The organism is Pseudomonas sp. 06C 126, from assembly GCF_001855215.1.
Lineage (GTDB): Bacteria > Pseudomonadota > Gammaproteobacteria > Pseudomonadales > Pseudomonadaceae > Aquipseudomonas > Aquipseudomonas proteolytica.
The window spans coordinates 99,059-113,000 of the sequence record NZ_MIFU01000002.1; the positions used below are offsets into that span (position 1 = coordinate 99,059).

Below are 13,942 nucleotides of genomic sequence, written 5' to 3' on the forward strand. Positions count from 1 at the left end.
AATGCATCAATTGACTCTGGCCGAGATCGCCCGCGGTCTCGCCGATAAAAAGTTTTCGTCCGAAGAGCTGACCAAGACCCTCCTGGCGCGCATCGCCGCACTGGATCCGAAGGTCAACAGCTTCATCAGCCTCACCGAGGAGCTGGCCCTGGGCCAGGCCAAGGCCGCCGACGCCCGTCGCGCCAACGGTGAAAGCGGCGCGCTGCTGGGTGCGCCAATCGGTCACAAGGACCTGTTCTGCACCCAGGGCATCCGCACCAGCTGCGGCTCGAAGATGCTCGACAACTTCAAGGCGCCCTACGACGCCACCGTCGTCGCCAAGCTGGCCGAAGCCGGGGCCGTGACCCTGGGCAAGACCAACATGGACGAATTCGCCATGGGCTCGGCCAACGAATCGAGCTACTACGGCGCGGTGAAAAACCCGTGGAACGCGGAGCACGTGCCCGGCGGTTCGTCCGGTGGTTCGGCCGCAGCCGTTGCCGCGCGCTTCCTGCCAGCCGCCACGGCCACTGATACCGGCGGCTCGATCCGCCAGCCCGCTGCCTTCACCAACCTCACCGGCCTGAAACCGACCTACGGTCGCGTTTCCCGCTGGGGCATGATTGCCTACGCGTCCAGCCTCGACCAGGGCGGCCCTCTGGCCCGCACCGCCGAAGACTGCGCAATATTGTTACAAGGCATGGCCGGTTTCGATGCAAAGGACTCCACCAGCATCGATGAGCCGGTGCCGGACTACAGCGCCAGCCTCAACACCTCGCTCAAAGGCCTGCGCATCGGCGTACCGAAAGAGTACTTCAGCGCCGGTCTCGACCCGCGTATCGCCGAACTGGTGCACAACAGCATCAAGGCGCTGGAAAAGCTCGGCGCGGTGATCAAGGAAATCAGCCTGCCGAACAACCAGCACGCGATTCCGGCTTACTACGTGATTGCTCCGGCCGAAGCCTCCTCCAACCTGTCGCGTTTCGACGGCGTGCGCTTTGGCTATCGCTGTGAAGACCCGAAAGACCTCACCGACCTGTACAAGCGCTCCCGTGGCGAAGGTTTCGGCGTGGAAGTACAGCGGCGGATCATGGTCGGGGCCTACGCCTTGTCGGCTGGCTACTACGACGCGTACTACCTCAAGGCGCAAAAAATCCGACGCCTGGTGAAGAACGACTTCATGGCGGCCTTTAATGAAGTCGACGTGATCATCGGCCCAACCACGCCGAACCCGGCCTGGAAACTCGGCGCCAAGAATGGCGACCCGGTGGCCGCGTATCTGGAAGACCTGTACACCATCACCGCCAACCTCGCGGGCTTGCCGGGCTTGTCCATGCCAGCCGGTTTCGTCGATGGCCTGCCGGTGGGCGTGCAGTTGCTTGCCCCGTATTTCCAGGAAGGCCGCTTGCTCAATGTGGCGCACCAGTACCAGTTGAATACTGACTGGCACACTCGCACCCCAACCGGCTTCTGAGGAGAACACTATGCAATGGGAAGTTGTGATCGGGCTGGAGATTCATACCCAGCTTGCCACCCAATCGAAGATTTTCTCCGGTAGCGCCACCACGTTCGGCTCAGAGCCCAACACCCAGGCCAGCCTCGTAGACCTGGGCATGCCTGGCGTATTGCCAGTGCTGAACCAGGAAGCGGTGCGCATGGCGGTGATGTTCGGCCTGGCGATTGACGCCGAAATCGGCCAGCACAACGTGTTCGCGCGCAAGAACTACTTCTATCCGGACCTGCCCAAGGGCTACCAGATCAGCCAGATGGAATTGCCGATCGTCGGCAAGGGCTACCTGGATATCCCCCTGGAAGACGGCACCATCAAGCGTGTTGGCGTGACCCGTGCGCACCTGGAAGAAGATGCCGGCAAGAGCCTGCATGAAGAATTCAATGGCGCCACCGGCATCGACCTGAACCGCGCCGGCACGCCGTTGCTGGAGATCGTGTCCGAGCCGGACATGCGCAGTGCCAAGGAAGCGGTGGCCTACGTCAAGACCATCCACGCACTGGTGCGCTACCTGGGCATTTGCGACGGCAACATGGCCGAAGGCTCCCTGCGTTGCGACTGCAACGTGTCGGTGCGTCCTAAAGGCCAGGTTGAGTACGGCACCCGCTGTGAGATCAAGAACGTCAACTCGTTCCGTTTCATCGAAAAGGCGATCAATACCGAAGTCCGTCGCCAGATCGAGCTGATCGAAGACGGCGGCAAGGTGATCCAGCAGACGCGCCTGTACGACCCGAACAAAGACGAAACCCGCGCCATGCGCAGCAAGGAGGAAGCCAACGACTACCGTTACTTCCCCGATCCGGACCTGTTGCCGGTGGTCATCGAGGATTCATTCCTCAATGACGTGCGCGCCACCCTGCCGGAATTGCCACCGCAAAAACGCGAACGCTTCCAGGCGCAGTTCGGCCTGTCGGTGTATGACGCCAGCGTCCTGGCATCGAGCCGCGAGCAGGCCGACTACTTCGAAAAAGTCGTGAGCATCGCTGGCGACGCCAAGTTGGCGGCCAACTGGGTCATGGTCGAACTGGGTAGCCTGTTGAACAAACAGGGCCTGGAAATCGAGGAAGCCCCGGTCTCGGCCGAACAACTGGGCGGCATGTTGCTGCGCATCAAGGACAACACCATCTCCGGCAAAATCGCCAAGACCGTGTTTGAGGCCATGGCCAGCGGTGAAGGCAACGCCGACGAGATCATCGAGAAGCGCGGCCTCAAGCAAGTCACCGACAGCGGCGCCATATCGGCCGTTCTTGATGAAATGCTCGCAGCCAATGCGGAGCAGGTCGAACAGTACCGTGCGGCCGACGAAGCCAAGCGCGGCAAGATGTTCGGCTTCTTTGTGGGCCAGGCGATGAAGGCCTCCAAAGGCAAGGCCAACCCGCAACAGGTCAACGAATTGCTCAAGAGCAAGCTCGAAGGCTGATAACGGTTGCCGCCCTGTGGGAACCGACTTATGTGGGAGCTGGCTTGCCTGCGATAGCATCACCTCGGTACATCTGAAAAACCGAGGCGCCCGCATCGCAGGCAAGCCAGCTCCTACAGGGGTCGGTTCCCATATCAATTTTGGGGACACCTTGAAAATGAAGCGTCTACTCGGCCTTTGCGCCCTGTTCTCCCTGCTCACCGGCTGCGCCAGCGGCATGATCGACCCCAACGGCTACGACGAAACCGGCACCGCGTCCTACTACGGCGCCAAGCACCATGGCAAGAAGACCGCCAGCGGTGAACCCTTCAACCAACACGCCCTGACCGCCGCCCACCGGCGCCTGCCATTCGGCACGCGGGTCAAGGTCACCAATCTTGCCAGCAACAAAACCGTGGTGGTGCGCATCAATGATCGCGGCCCGCATACCCGTGGGCGGCTGATCGATCTTTCACGCCAGGCCGCCGAGCAGTTGGGTATGCTGCGCAGCGGAACCGCGCGTGTGCGCGTGCAAGCCCTGAGCAACTGACTGACGGAGCCCGGACCATTTTCGGATTAAGCGCCCTTTCGCCCATAAGCCTGATTGAACTGACCAGCGGCCTGCTGCTGCTGATTGCAGGAGCCGAAATGCTGGTACGCGCCGCCGTGCGCCTGGCCGCCAGCCTCAAAGTCCGGCCACTGATCATTGGCTTGAGCATCGTCGCCTTTGGCAGCAGCGCGCCGCAAATCGCCGTCAGCCTGCAGGCCACCCTGGCCGGCAATACCGATATTGCCGTGGGCAGTGTGATTGGCAGCAGCATCTTCAATATCCTCGTCACCCTGGGTCTTTCGGCGCTGATTATTCCCCTGCGCGTCTCGCGGCAACTGGTGCGCCTGGATATCCCGGTGATGATCGGCGCCAGCATGCTGCTGTTTATTCTCGCCAGTGATGAAGCACTGACACCGCTCGACGGCCTGACCTTGCTTGCCGCCCTGCTCGCCTACCTGGGCCTGTTGCTGTACCAGACCCGCCATTCGCGCCGCCCGCGGACCCGCGACACGGTGGTACAGGCGCCGTGGCTGAGCAGTTTGCTGTGGATGATCGGCGGGCTCGTGTTGCTGGTGTTCGCCGGGCATCTGGTGCTGGGCGCAGCGGTGGAAGTGGCCAGCGACCTGGGCCTGTCCGAGCGGGTGATCGGCCTGACCATCGTCGCCGTCAGCACCTCGCTGCCGTGCCTGGCGACCTCGCTGATCGCCGCCCTGCGCGGCGAGCGGGAGATTGCGGTGGGGAACGTGATCGGCAGCAACCTGTTCAACCTGTTGGGGGTTCTGGGTTTTACCGCGCTGGTGGCGCCGCTGCCTTTGTCGGTGTCGCCCAACGCCCTGGATTTTGACCTGCCGGTGATGCTCGGCGTCGTGGTGTTGTGCCTGCCCGTGTTTTACACCGGCTACCGCATCACCCGCGCCGAAGGCTTGCTGCTGCTGGGGCTGTACCTGGCGTATGGGCTGCACGTGGTGTCATTTACCACCGGCATGCCACTGGCCAACAAACTGGAACAACTGATGCTGTATTACGTCCTGCCAGCGCTGGTGGCCTTCCTGTTGTTCACCTCGCTGCGAGCCTGGCACCGCCAACACAAGAGGGAGTCGCAATGACCGAACAAGCGAAATCCGGCGTTGAAATGCGCCGCCAGGTAATGGGCGATGCATTTGTCGACCGCGCCCTGGGCAATGCCACCGAATTCACCCAGCCGTTGCAGGACTTCGTCAACGAACATGCCTGGGGCGGGGTGTGGAACCGTGAAGGCTTGCCGCTGAAGACGCGCAGCCTGATTACCCTCGCTGCGCTGACCGCCTTGAAGTGCCCGCAGGAGCTCAAGGGCCATGTACGCGGTGCGCTGAACAACGGCTGCACTGTTGAAGAAATTCGCGAAGCGCTGCTGCATTGCGCGGTGTATGCCGGCGTGCCGGCGGCGATCGATGCATTTCGGGCGGCGCAAGAAGTGATCGAGGCGTATCAGCCAGCTGAGCAGTGACTGCAAGAGAGCTATCGCGGGCAAGCCCGCTCCCACATTTTGAGTTGTGAACATACTTCAAGTGTAGGAGCGGGCTTGCCCGCGATTGGCCCTGAAGACCACCCCTCATTTCAGATCCAGCCGCCCGCCTGCAGCACAAAGATCCCGATATTGGTGGTCACCGCCGCCATCAATGTGGTGATCACGATAATCGCCGCCGCCAGCTCATGGTTACCCTGGGCCGCACGGGCCATGACAAAACTGGCAGCGGCCGTCGGTGCGCCAAAATACAGGAACAGAATCCCCAACTCCGGCCCCCGGAAGCCATACAGCCAGGCGCCGACGGTCGCCACGAGCGGCAGGCCGATCATCTTCACCAGGCTGGCGCTCAATGCCATGTTGCCGCTTTGGCGCAATGCGGCCAGCGACAGAGTGCCGCCAATGCAGATCAGCGCCAGGGGCAGCGTCATATCGGCCAGGTACCGCCCGGAGGTTTCCAGCCAATTGGGCAAGCCAATCTGGAAATAGGCAAACGGTGTCGCAGCAATCACACTGAGGATCAGCGGGTTGGCCAGTACGCTCTTGCAGATACTCCACGGGTCAGACTTAATCACTGGGCTGTAGACCGCCAACACAATGGTCGACAGGGTGTTGTAGAACAGGATCACCAACCCCGCGAGGATCGCCCCGAGGGAAATGCCGTAGTCCCCATACATGCTGGCCGCCAGTGCCAGGCCGATCACCCCGTTGTTACCGCGAAATGCCCCTTGGGTATAGATACCCCGGTCCTCACGCGGGCAGCGAAAAATCGCCCAGCCCCAGGCCAGAGCAAAGCCGACCAGCGTGGCGACAGAGAAATAGATCAGCAGTTCTGGCTTGAGCGCCGAATGCAGGTCGGCGTGCAGAATCCCCAGAAACAGCAACGCCGGCATGGTGACGTTGAACACCAGGGACGATGCGGTGTGGATAAAGTTGTCGTTGATCCAATTGATGCGCTTGAGCAGGACGCCCAGAAACAACATGGCAAATACCGGCGCGGTGATTGTCAGGGTTTGCAGGAATATAGCCAGCATGCTGGGGAGAACCTTGGGTGAGCTTCGGTAGGTGGCTAATGATAAGCCAAACAGCCCAGCGCCGCCTGACAGACCGCTTTCGCGAGCAAGCGCTCTCCCACATTTTTGTCCGTGCTCCTAAAGGAATGTGTGAAGCGGGCTTGCTCGCGAATACAGGCAACTCGGTCTCAGGTAATAGGCGCCGGGTTGAACAAGGTGATGTCATTGTGCAGCTTGTGCTGCTCGGCCCAGGTCTGCTTTTTGCCGCTGGCCACGTCCAGGTAGAAGTGGAACAACTCCCACCCCAACTCCTCGATGGTCGCACGCCCAGTCGCGATCCTTCCGGCATCGATATCGATCAGGTCTGGCCAACGCTGCGCCAACTCCGTACGGGTCGAAACCTTCACCACGGGGGCCATCGCCAACCCATAGGGCGTGCCCCGCCCCGTGGTGAACACATGCAGGTTCATCCCCGCCGCCAGTTGCAAGGTGCCACAGACAAAATCGCTGGCCGGCGTCGCGCAAAAGATCAGGCCTTTGCCCTTGAACCGCTCACCCGGCCCGAGCACACCATTGATCGCGCTGCTACCGGACTTGACGATGGAGCCCAGGGACTTCTCGACAATGTTCGACAGGCCGCCCTTCTTGTTGCCCGGCGTGGTGTTGGCGCTGCGATCGGCCTCGCCCTTGGCCAGGTAGCGGTCGTACCAGTCCATTTCCCGCACCAGTTCGCGGGCGACTTCCTGGTTTTCGGCGCGGGAAGTCAGCAGGTAAATGGCGTCGCGCACTTCAGTCACTTCGGAAAACATCACCGTCGCCCCGGCCCGCAGCAACAGGTCCGAGGCGTAGCCCAGCGCCGGGTTGGCGGTGATCCCGGAAAACGCGTCGCTCCCCCCACATTGCATGCCGAGGATCAGTTGCGCAGCCGGTACCGTTTCCCGCCGGCGCAGGTCGAGTTTTTTCAGGCGGGTTTCGGCCAGTTCCATGATCTGTTCGATCATTTCGGTAAAACCGTGGCTGGCGTCCTGTAGGCGATACAGCCACGGTTCACTGAGGTCCACCGAGCTGTCGTTGTCGTGCATCACCTGCCCGGCCTGCAACTTCTCGCAGCCCAGGCTGATCACCAGCGCTTCGCCACCCAGGTTCGGGTTGCGCGCCAGATTGCGCACGGTGCGGATCGGGATATAGGCGTCGGTGGCGGTGATGGCCACGCCGCAACCATAGCTGTGGGTCAGTGCCACCACGTCATCGACATGCGGGTACTTGGGCAGCAACTCGTCCTTGATGCGCTTGACCGCATGGTCCAGCACGCCGGTCACGCACTGCACAGTGGTGGTGATGCCAAGGATATTGCGCGTGCCCACGGTGCCATCCGCATTGCGATAGCCCTCGAAGGTGAAACCTTCCAAGGGCGCCTGGGCGTCGGGCACTTCGGTGGACAGCGGCAAGCTGTCCAGCGGCGGCGCGGTGGGCATACGCAGTTGGTCTTCCTGGACCCAACTGCCGCGCGGTATCGGCTGCAAGGCGTAACCGATAGTTTGGCCATAGCGAATGATCTGACCGCCTTGGGGGATATCTTCCAGAGTCACCTTGTGGCTCTGGGGAATGAACTCCACGGTCACCAGGCCGTCCGGGAACTCGGTCCCGGCCGGCACGCCTTGGTCGTTGACCACAATCACTACATTGTCGCGCTCGTGCAAACGGATGGAGCGCGGCGAGTCGGCATGTTCAATCAACTGCATCACACGGCCCCTTCAGGATTGCGCTTGGGAAAGGTTAGTCAACTCAGGGCCTTTGCTCGGCGGCTCATTGAGCACCACACGCTTGATCGGGCCGACAATCACCAGGTAACTGAATACTGCTACCAGCGCATTGGCGCCGACGAACACCAGGGCCCACTTGAACGAACCGGTGGTGCTGATGATGTAGCCAATCACGATTGGCGTGGTGATGGAAGCCAGGTTGCCAAACGTGTTGAACAGGCCGCCGCTGAGGCCGGCGATTTGTTTTGGCGAGGTGTCAGACACAACCGCCCACCCCAGTGCGCCAACGCCTTTGCCGAAGAAGGCCAGGGCCATGAAGCCAACGACCATCCATTCCACATCCACGTAGTTGCAGGCAATGATGCTGCTGGAAACCAGCAAGCCAGCAATGATCGGTGCCTTGCGCGCGAAAGTCAGGGAATGGCCCTTGCGCAACAGGTAGTCGGAAATCACCCCGCCCAGCACGCCGCCGATAAAGCCGCAGATCGCCGGGAGCGACGCGATGAAGCCGGCCTTGAGGATGGTCATGCCACGGTCTTGCACCAGGTACACCGGGAACCAGGTCAGGAAGAAGTAGGTAATGCCGTTGATGCAGTACTGGCCCAGGTACACGCCGAGCATCATGCGATTGGTCAGCAACTGACGGATGTAATCCCACTTCGGCCCGTCGGTTTTCTTACCCTTGGCCTTGTCCTGATCCATATCGACCATCGCCCCATTGGCAGCGATGTGATTGAACTCGGCCTCGTTGATCAGCGGGTGCTGACGCGGGCTGTAGATCACTTTCAGCCAGATCAGGGAGAACACGATGCCGATCACGCCCATCACGATAAATACGTGCTGCCAGCCGAAGCTGTAGACGATCCATCCCATCAGGGGTGCAAACAATACCGTGGCGAAGTACTGCGCCGAGTTGAAGATCGCCGACGCCGTACCGCGTTCGGCGGTGGGGAACCAGGCCGCGACAATGCGCGCATTGCCGGGGAAAGAAGGTGCCTCTGCCAGGCCCACCAGGAACCGCAACATAAACAGCGCAACCACCGCGGTGGAGACCCCGAATTCACCGACATAGCCTTGCAGCACGGTGAACAGCGACCAGGTGAAGATGCTCAGGGCATAGACTTTTTTCGAACCGAACCGGTCCAGCAGCCAACCTCCAGGGATTTGCCCGGCCACGTAGGCCCAACCGAAAGCAGAGAAGATATAACCGAGGGTGACGGCATCGATGCCGAGGTCTTTTTGCAGGCTGGAACCTGCGATGGCGATGGTGGCGCGGTCGGCGTAGTTGATCGTCGTCACCAGGAACAGCATGAGCAAGATCAAATAACGGACGTGCGTCGGCTTGGTCGCTTGCATGTAGATGTACTCCCACTAATTATTTTTTTTGCGGGTAATTGTTGTGTGTTGCGTAACGCTGGCTCTTGTAGGAGCGAGCTTGCTCGCGAAAAACTTCAGGGCGACACGTCCTACCTGGATGTACGCGTTATCGTTGACGTTTTTCGCGAGCAAGCTCGCTCCTACAGAAACCCCCTCTTTCCAGGGCTGGGTTTATGAGCCGATGTAGCTGGTTTTCACCACGGTGTAGAACTCTTGCGCATAGCGACCTTGCTCACGCGAACCGTAGGATGAACCCTTCCGGCCACCGAAGGGAACGTGATAATCCACACCTGCGGTCGGCAGGTTGACCATCACCATCCCGGCCTGGGAGTGGCGCTTGAAGTGGTTGGCATACTTGAGCGAGGTGGTCGCGATGCCCGCCGACAGGCCGAACTCGGTGTCATTGGCCATGGCCAGCGCCGCCTCGTAGTCCGCTACGCGCACCACGTTGGCCACTGGGCCGAAGATTTCTTCACGGCTGATACGCATGGCGGCCTCGCTGTCGGCAAACAGTGTCGGCGCCAGGAAATAGCCCTCGGTGTCGCAGGTCACCAGGCCACCACCGCTGACCAACCGCGCGCCTTCGCCTTGGCCGATATCGATGTACTTCAAGTCCTGGTCCAACTGGGCCTGGGACACGACCGGGCCGATATCCGTCCCGGCATGCAGGGCATGGCCGACCTTGATCGATTGCATACGCTCGGCCATGGCCGCGACAAACCGGTCATGAATCCCGGCCGTCACGATAAAGCGACTCGATGCCGTGCAGCGCTGGCCAGTGGAGTAGAAGGCACTCTGCACCGACAGTTCGACGGCCTGCTTGAGGTCAGCGTCGTCGAGAATGATCTGCGGATTCTTGCCGCCCATTTCCAACTGCACCTTGGCCTGGCGCGACACGCAGCTGACCGCGATCTGCCGCCCCACGCCCACGGAACCGGTGAAGCTGATGCCATCGACCTTCGAACTGTTGACCAGCGCATCGCCGACCACGCGACCACTGCCCATCACCAGGTTGAACACGCCACTGGGGAAGCCGGCGCGGGAGATGATTTCTGCCAGGGCCCAGGCACAGCCGGGCACCAGGTCGGCCGGCTTGAGCACCACGCAGTTGCCATAGGCCAGGGCCGGGGCGATTTTCCAGGCGGGGATGGCAATCGGGAAGTTCCACGGGGTGATCAGACCCACCACGCCCAAGGCTTCACGGGTGACTTCGACATTCACCCCTGGGCGCACCGACGGCAGGTAATCACCGGACAGGCGCAGGCACTCACCGGCAAAGAACTTGAAGATATTGCCGGCGCGGGTCACCTCGCCAATGGCTTCCGGCAGGGTCTTGCCCTCTTCGCGGGCCAGCAGCGTACCGAGTTCTTCGCGGCGGGCGAGGATCTCGCTGCCGACTTTATCCAAGGCGTCATGCCGGGCCTGGATGCCGGAAGTCGACCACGCCGGGAACGCCGCGCGCGCGGCGTCGATGGCGGCGTCGACCTGGGCCAGATCGGCCTTGGCAAATTCGCCGATCACATCCGACAGGTCCGAGGGGTTGATATTGCTTGAGTAGTCAGCACCGGCCACCCACTGGCCACCGATGTAGTTGTCAAAACGCTTGGCTTGGGACACGAATCTTCTCCTGACGCAAAAAGCCGCTGATCACTCAGCGGCTTTATTCATGGGTTATTGCGCACCTTGCTTGTCGATCAGCGCGGCCAGGGCTTCATATTCTTCTGGCAGCAGATCGGTCAGCGGGGTGCGCACTGGGCCTGCGTCATAGCCGGCGATTTTTGCACCCGCCTTGACGATGCTCACGGCATAACCGGCCTTGCGGTTACGGATGTCGAGATAAGGCAAGAAGAAGTCGTCGATGATCTTGTCGACAGTGGCGTGATCTTCCCGGGCAATCGCGTGGTAGAAGTCCATCGCGGTTTTGGGAATGAAGTTGAACACCGCCGAGGAATACACCGGGACGCCAAGCGCCTTGTAGGCCGCGGCGTAAACCTCGGCGGTCGGCAGGCCGCCCAGGTAGCTGAAACGATCGCCCAGGCGACGGCGGATCGACACCATCAGTTCGATATCGCCCAGGCCATCCTTGTAGCCGATCAGGTTCGGGCAACGTTCGGCCAGGCGTTCGAGCAGTGGCGCGGTCAGGCGGCAGACGTTGCGGTTGTACACCACCACACCAATTTTTACTGACTTGCACACCGCCTCGACATGGGCGGCGACGCCGTCCTGGCTGGCTTCGGTCAGGTAGTGCGGCAGCAGCAGCAGGCCCTTGGCCCCCAGGCGCTCGGCTTCCTGGGCGTATTCGATGGCTTGGCGCGTGGAGCCGCCGACACCGGCGAGGATCGGCACGCTGGTGGCGCAGGTATCAACGGCGGTTTTCACCACTTGGGAATATTCACTGGCTGCCAGGGAGAAAAACTCACCGGTGCCGCCTGCCGCGAACAAGGCAGTGGCGCCGTAGGGGGCCAGCCACTCCAGACGCTTGATGTAACCCGCCTGGTTGAAATCACCCTGGGCATTGAAATCGGTGACCGGGAAAGACAGCAGACCGTGGGAAAGGATGGACTTCAGTTCTTGTGGATTCATTATTCGAACACCCTGGATAACGACTGATACTGGGGAATGGTTTTTGTTGTCGTACGTCATCGTACAACTATAAAAATATTCGTCAACACTATTTCGTCGACTTGCGCGGGTCTCGAGGACGTTTACTGGCAACCCCCTTGACGTAGGAAATTGCTCCGCTATTCTTGCGATAGCTGTATATACATACAGCTATCAAGGAAGAATCCTACGACATAGCAAGGAGCTAACATGTCAGAACTTGAATCGGTCATCACCCGCAAGCCCCTCCCCTCCCTACGCTTCGAAGGCGGCGAGCACACCGCTATTGGCGATGAGACGCTACTGCGGTTCGTACAGGGCGAGCCCTCTATTCCGGGGGCGCAAGTCAAACTGCATCTGCCTAATGGCCTGGCTTTGACCTATGGCCAGATCATCGCCCTGGGCGGTGATTTCTATGGGATCCCCGGCCAGCCCATCAGCGACGGTGCATCGCCAGCCGAGCGCGTGCAGCGCTTTACCGCCGCGTTCAACTCCCTGGCCACGCTGCCGGCGTCGCGGGACGAAGCGGGCAAAATTCTCGCGGTCATGCAAAAGGAGATCAACGCGGTCAAGCAGGCCATCAAGGAGGGTAAGCAGGCCCATGAAGCCTATGACGCACTCGGAGATACGTTGTCTGAAGAGTGGAACCGCATCACCGGCGGCGGCAGCGTCGTTTCAGCCATGGTGCCCTTGGGGCGCTACCTTAAGCTGGCCGCCGACAACGCCGATCATTTCGGCGAATGGGCGCTGTCAGCCTATCTGGCTGGGCATACCGGCGCCCTGCAACAAGCGGTCGTCGCCCACCAAAGTGGCAGCGACCAGCAATTGGAACTGGCTTATGCCATGAACAGTTTTGCTGATCACTTTTTGACCGACCTGTTTTCCGCGGGGCACCTGCGCGTACCGCGCAAGCAACTGGCTCGCGTAGTCACACCGGGTGAGTTGGGGTCGTTGATCAGCCGCTTCATGCATGACGAAGACAGCAAGTTCGGGCTCAAGGTACGCAACGCACTGGGCGATGAGTGGCACGCCTATGGCGACAAACGCTATTTCGACAGCAATGATGCGGCCAACCGCGCTCAGGTCAAACGCGCGGTGCAGGTCTCGGCCGATGAGATTTTCGAGGCCTATGTCAGTGGCATCCTGCCCTCCCCGGCCACGTACAAGGCACCGCTGTATGTGCCGGACCTGAATGCGGTGAACAACCCGAGCACTAACTTCTCACCGCTGTTCAAGGCCGAGGGCGACAAGGTGCTGCGACGCAAGGACGTCAACAACCTCAACGACAAACAGTGGACGAATGATTGGTGGGGCTGGAGCACCTACCTGCTGCTGCAAAACTACACACCCAATACGCCAGCCTGAAACCAGGCGCAGATGCCGGGACGCCGGCGTCTGCGCCATCGACGAGCATCAGCCGCGCTGCGCCTGCGCCTCTTCATGTGCCTGGCGCAACCGCTCGCGGCTGTTTGTCAGGTGCAGGCGCATCGCCGCTCGCGCCGCATCCGAATCCTGGCGGGCGATCGCTTCGTAAATCTCTTCGTGCTCACGGCTCAGGCGGCTCATGTAGTGCTGCTGGTCATCATGGGCCAGGCGCGCTGAGTTCAGGCGGGTGCGCGGGATAATGCTGGTGCCCAGGTGCGTCATGATATCGGTGAAGTAGCGATTGCCGGTGGACAACGCAATCTGCAGATGGAACTGGAAGTCCGACGCCACTGCATCGCTGGCGTGCGCCGCACTTTCATTCAAGGCATCGAGGGCGGCGCGCATCGCGGCCAACTGTTCGTCGCTGCGACGCTGGGCCGCGAGGCCGGCGGATTCCACTTCCAGGCTGATGCGCAGTTCCAGAATCGCCAACACATCGCGCAACGTCACCACCGTCGCCGGATCGATCCGGAACCCGCTGGGGCTCGGCGTATCCAGCACAAAGGTGCCGATGCCATGCCGGGTCTCCACCTGCCCGGCCGCCTGCAGGCGCGAGATCGCCTCGCGCACCACCGTACGGCTGACCCCATGGGCTTCCATGATCGCCGACTCGGTGGGCAACTTATCCCCACGATTGAGCTGGCCGTCGCGGATCTGCTCGGACAACACCGTGACCAGTTCCTGGGCAAGGCTGCGACGCTTGCGGGGAAGACGCGGGGCGGTGCTGAGGTTTTCCATGGGTAACCAATTATCTCGATGATCTGAAGGCGCATCATAGCCCAAGCAGGTTGTACGATCACCGCTCACCGCGACTTTGTAGC

12 protein-coding genes are annotated in these 13,942 nt (G+C 61.0%); 6 read left to right on the top strand and 6 right to left on the bottom strand.

Going from position 1 to position 13,942, the window contains the following annotated elements; all coding sequences use genetic code 11:
• The first annotated feature begins 1 nt into the window (after nucleotide 1).
• The 5 genes from gatA (at nucleotide 2) to BHC62_RS02255 (ending at nucleotide 4,924) form a co-directional block, all read left to right on the top strand.
• Entirely contained in the window at nucleotides 2-1,453 is a 1,452-nt protein-coding gene (gene gatA, locus BHC62_RS02235; RefSeq protein ID WP_029291874.1) for an Asp-tRNA(Asn)/Glu-tRNA(Gln) amidotransferase subunit GatA, read from the top strand.
• A 10-nt stretch (nucleotides 1,454-1,463) separates the two neighbouring features.
• Entirely contained in the window at nucleotides 1,464-2,909 is a 1,446-nt protein-coding gene (gene gatB / locus BHC62_RS02240) for an Asp-tRNA(Asn)/Glu-tRNA(Gln) amidotransferase subunit GatB (RefSeq protein ID WP_029291877.1), read from the top strand.
• A gap of 157 nt (nucleotides 2,910-3,066) precedes the next feature.
• Nucleotides 3,067-3,438: a septal ring lytic transglycosylase RlpA family protein gene (locus BHC62_RS02245; RefSeq protein WP_029291879.1), complete on the top strand. Its 372-nt coding sequence runs from the start codon at nucleotides 3,067-3,069 to the stop codon at nucleotides 3,436-3,438.
• 59 nt (nucleotides 3,439-3,497) lie between these two features.
• The gene (locus BHC62_RS02250; protein WP_032866451.1) at nucleotides 3,498-4,544 is read left to right on the top strand and encodes a calcium/sodium antiporter; all 1,047 of its coding nucleotides are present in this window, start codon (nucleotides 3,498-3,500) and stop codon (nucleotides 4,542-4,544) included.
• Entirely contained in the window at nucleotides 4,541-4,924 is a 384-nt protein-coding gene (locus BHC62_RS02255) for a carboxymuconolactone decarboxylase family protein (protein ID WP_070994110.1), read from the top strand. The genes BHC62_RS02250 and BHC62_RS02255 overlap by 4 nt, the downstream gene beginning before the upstream one ends.
• A 110-nt stretch (nucleotides 4,925-5,034) precedes the next feature.
• On the opposite strand, the gene BHC62_RS02260 is transcribed toward BHC62_RS02255, so the two are convergent.
• From BHC62_RS02260 to kdgD, 5 genes are all read right to left on the bottom strand, one after another.
• Nucleotides 5,035-5,976, bottom strand: coding sequence for an AEC family transporter (locus BHC62_RS02260; RefSeq protein WP_070994111.1), 942 nt, complete (start codon nucleotides 5,974-5,976; stop codon nucleotides 5,035-5,037).
• Nucleotides 5,977-6,143: 167 nt separating this feature from the next.
• Nucleotides 6,144-7,697, bottom strand: a complete 1,554-nt coding sequence (gene garD / locus BHC62_RS02265) for a galactarate dehydratase (RefSeq protein WP_070994112.1) — start codon at nucleotides 7,695-7,697, stop codon at nucleotides 6,144-6,146.
• A 12-nt stretch (nucleotides 7,698-7,709) separates the two neighbouring features.
• On the bottom strand, nucleotides 7,710-9,074 hold the full coding sequence (locus BHC62_RS02270; protein WP_029291889.1) for an MFS transporter: 1,365 nt from the start codon (nucleotides 9,072-9,074) through the stop codon (nucleotides 7,710-7,712).
• A 192-nt stretch (nucleotides 9,075-9,266) separates the two neighbouring features.
• On the bottom strand, nucleotides 9,267-10,712 hold the full coding sequence (locus BHC62_RS02275; RefSeq protein ID WP_029291891.1) for an aldehyde dehydrogenase family protein: 1,446 nt from the start codon (nucleotides 10,710-10,712) through the stop codon (nucleotides 9,267-9,269).
• 54 nt (nucleotides 10,713-10,766) lie between these two features.
• Nucleotides 10,767-11,678: a 5-dehydro-4-deoxyglucarate dehydratase gene (gene kdgD, locus BHC62_RS02280; RefSeq protein WP_029291893.1), complete on the bottom strand. Its 912-nt coding sequence runs from the start codon at nucleotides 11,676-11,678 to the stop codon at nucleotides 10,767-10,769.
• 228 nt (nucleotides 11,679-11,906) lie between these two features.
• On the opposite strand from kdgD, the gene BHC62_RS02285 reads away from it, so the two are divergent.
• Nucleotides 11,907-13,061 carry a phospholipase gene (locus BHC62_RS02285; protein ID WP_070994113.1) on the top strand — a complete coding sequence of 385 codons (1,155 nt, stop codon included), beginning with the start codon at nucleotides 11,907-11,909 and terminating at the stop codon, nucleotides 13,059-13,061.
• A 48-nt stretch (nucleotides 13,062-13,109) separates the two neighbouring features.
• On the opposite strand, the gene BHC62_RS02290 is transcribed toward BHC62_RS02285, so the two are convergent.
• A complete protein-coding gene (locus tag BHC62_RS02290; RefSeq protein ID WP_029291897.1) occupies nucleotides 13,110-13,859 on the bottom strand; it encodes a FadR/GntR family transcriptional regulator in 750 nt (249 codons plus the stop codon).
• Nucleotides 13,860-13,942: the final 83 nt, after the last annotated feature.

What these genes read in the sequence shown, in the direction of transcription:
- gatA (WP_029291874.1), top strand. Translation starts at nt 2, where the DNA reads ATGCATCAATTGACTCTGGCCGAGATCGCCCGCGGTCTCGCCGATAAA.
- gatB (WP_029291877.1), top strand. Translation starts at nt 1,464, where the DNA reads ATGCAATGGGAAGTTGTGATCGGGCTGGAGATTCATACCCAGCTTGCC.
- BHC62_RS02245 (WP_029291879.1), top strand. Translation starts at nt 3,067, where the DNA reads ATGAAGCGTCTACTCGGCCTTTGCGCCCTGTTCTCCCTGCTCACCGGC.
- BHC62_RS02255 (WP_070994110.1), top strand. Translation starts at nt 4,541, where the DNA reads ATGACCGAACAAGCGAAATCCGGCGTTGAAATGCGCCGCCAGGTAATG.
- BHC62_RS02260 (WP_070994111.1), bottom strand. Translation starts at nt 5,976, where the DNA reads ATGCTGGCTATATTCCTGCAAACCCTGACAATCACCGCGCCGGTATTT.
- garD (WP_070994112.1), bottom strand. Translation starts at nt 7,697, where the DNA reads ATGCAGTTGATTGAACATGCCGACTCGCCGCGCTCCATCCGTTTGCAC.
- BHC62_RS02270 (WP_029291889.1), bottom strand. Translation starts at nt 9,074, where the DNA reads ATGCAAGCGACCAAGCCGACGCACGTCCGTTATTTGATCTTGCTCATG.
- kdgD (WP_029291893.1), bottom strand. Translation starts at nt 11,678, where the DNA reads ATGAATCCACAAGAACTGAAGTCCATCCTTTCCCACGGTCTGCTGTCT.
- BHC62_RS02285 (WP_070994113.1), top strand. Translation starts at nt 11,907, where the DNA reads ATGTCAGAACTTGAATCGGTCATCACCCGCAAGCCCCTCCCCTCCCTA.
- BHC62_RS02290 (WP_029291897.1), bottom strand. Translation starts at nt 13,859, where the DNA reads ATGGAAAACCTCAGCACCGCCCCGCGTCTTCCCCGCAAGCGTCGCAGC.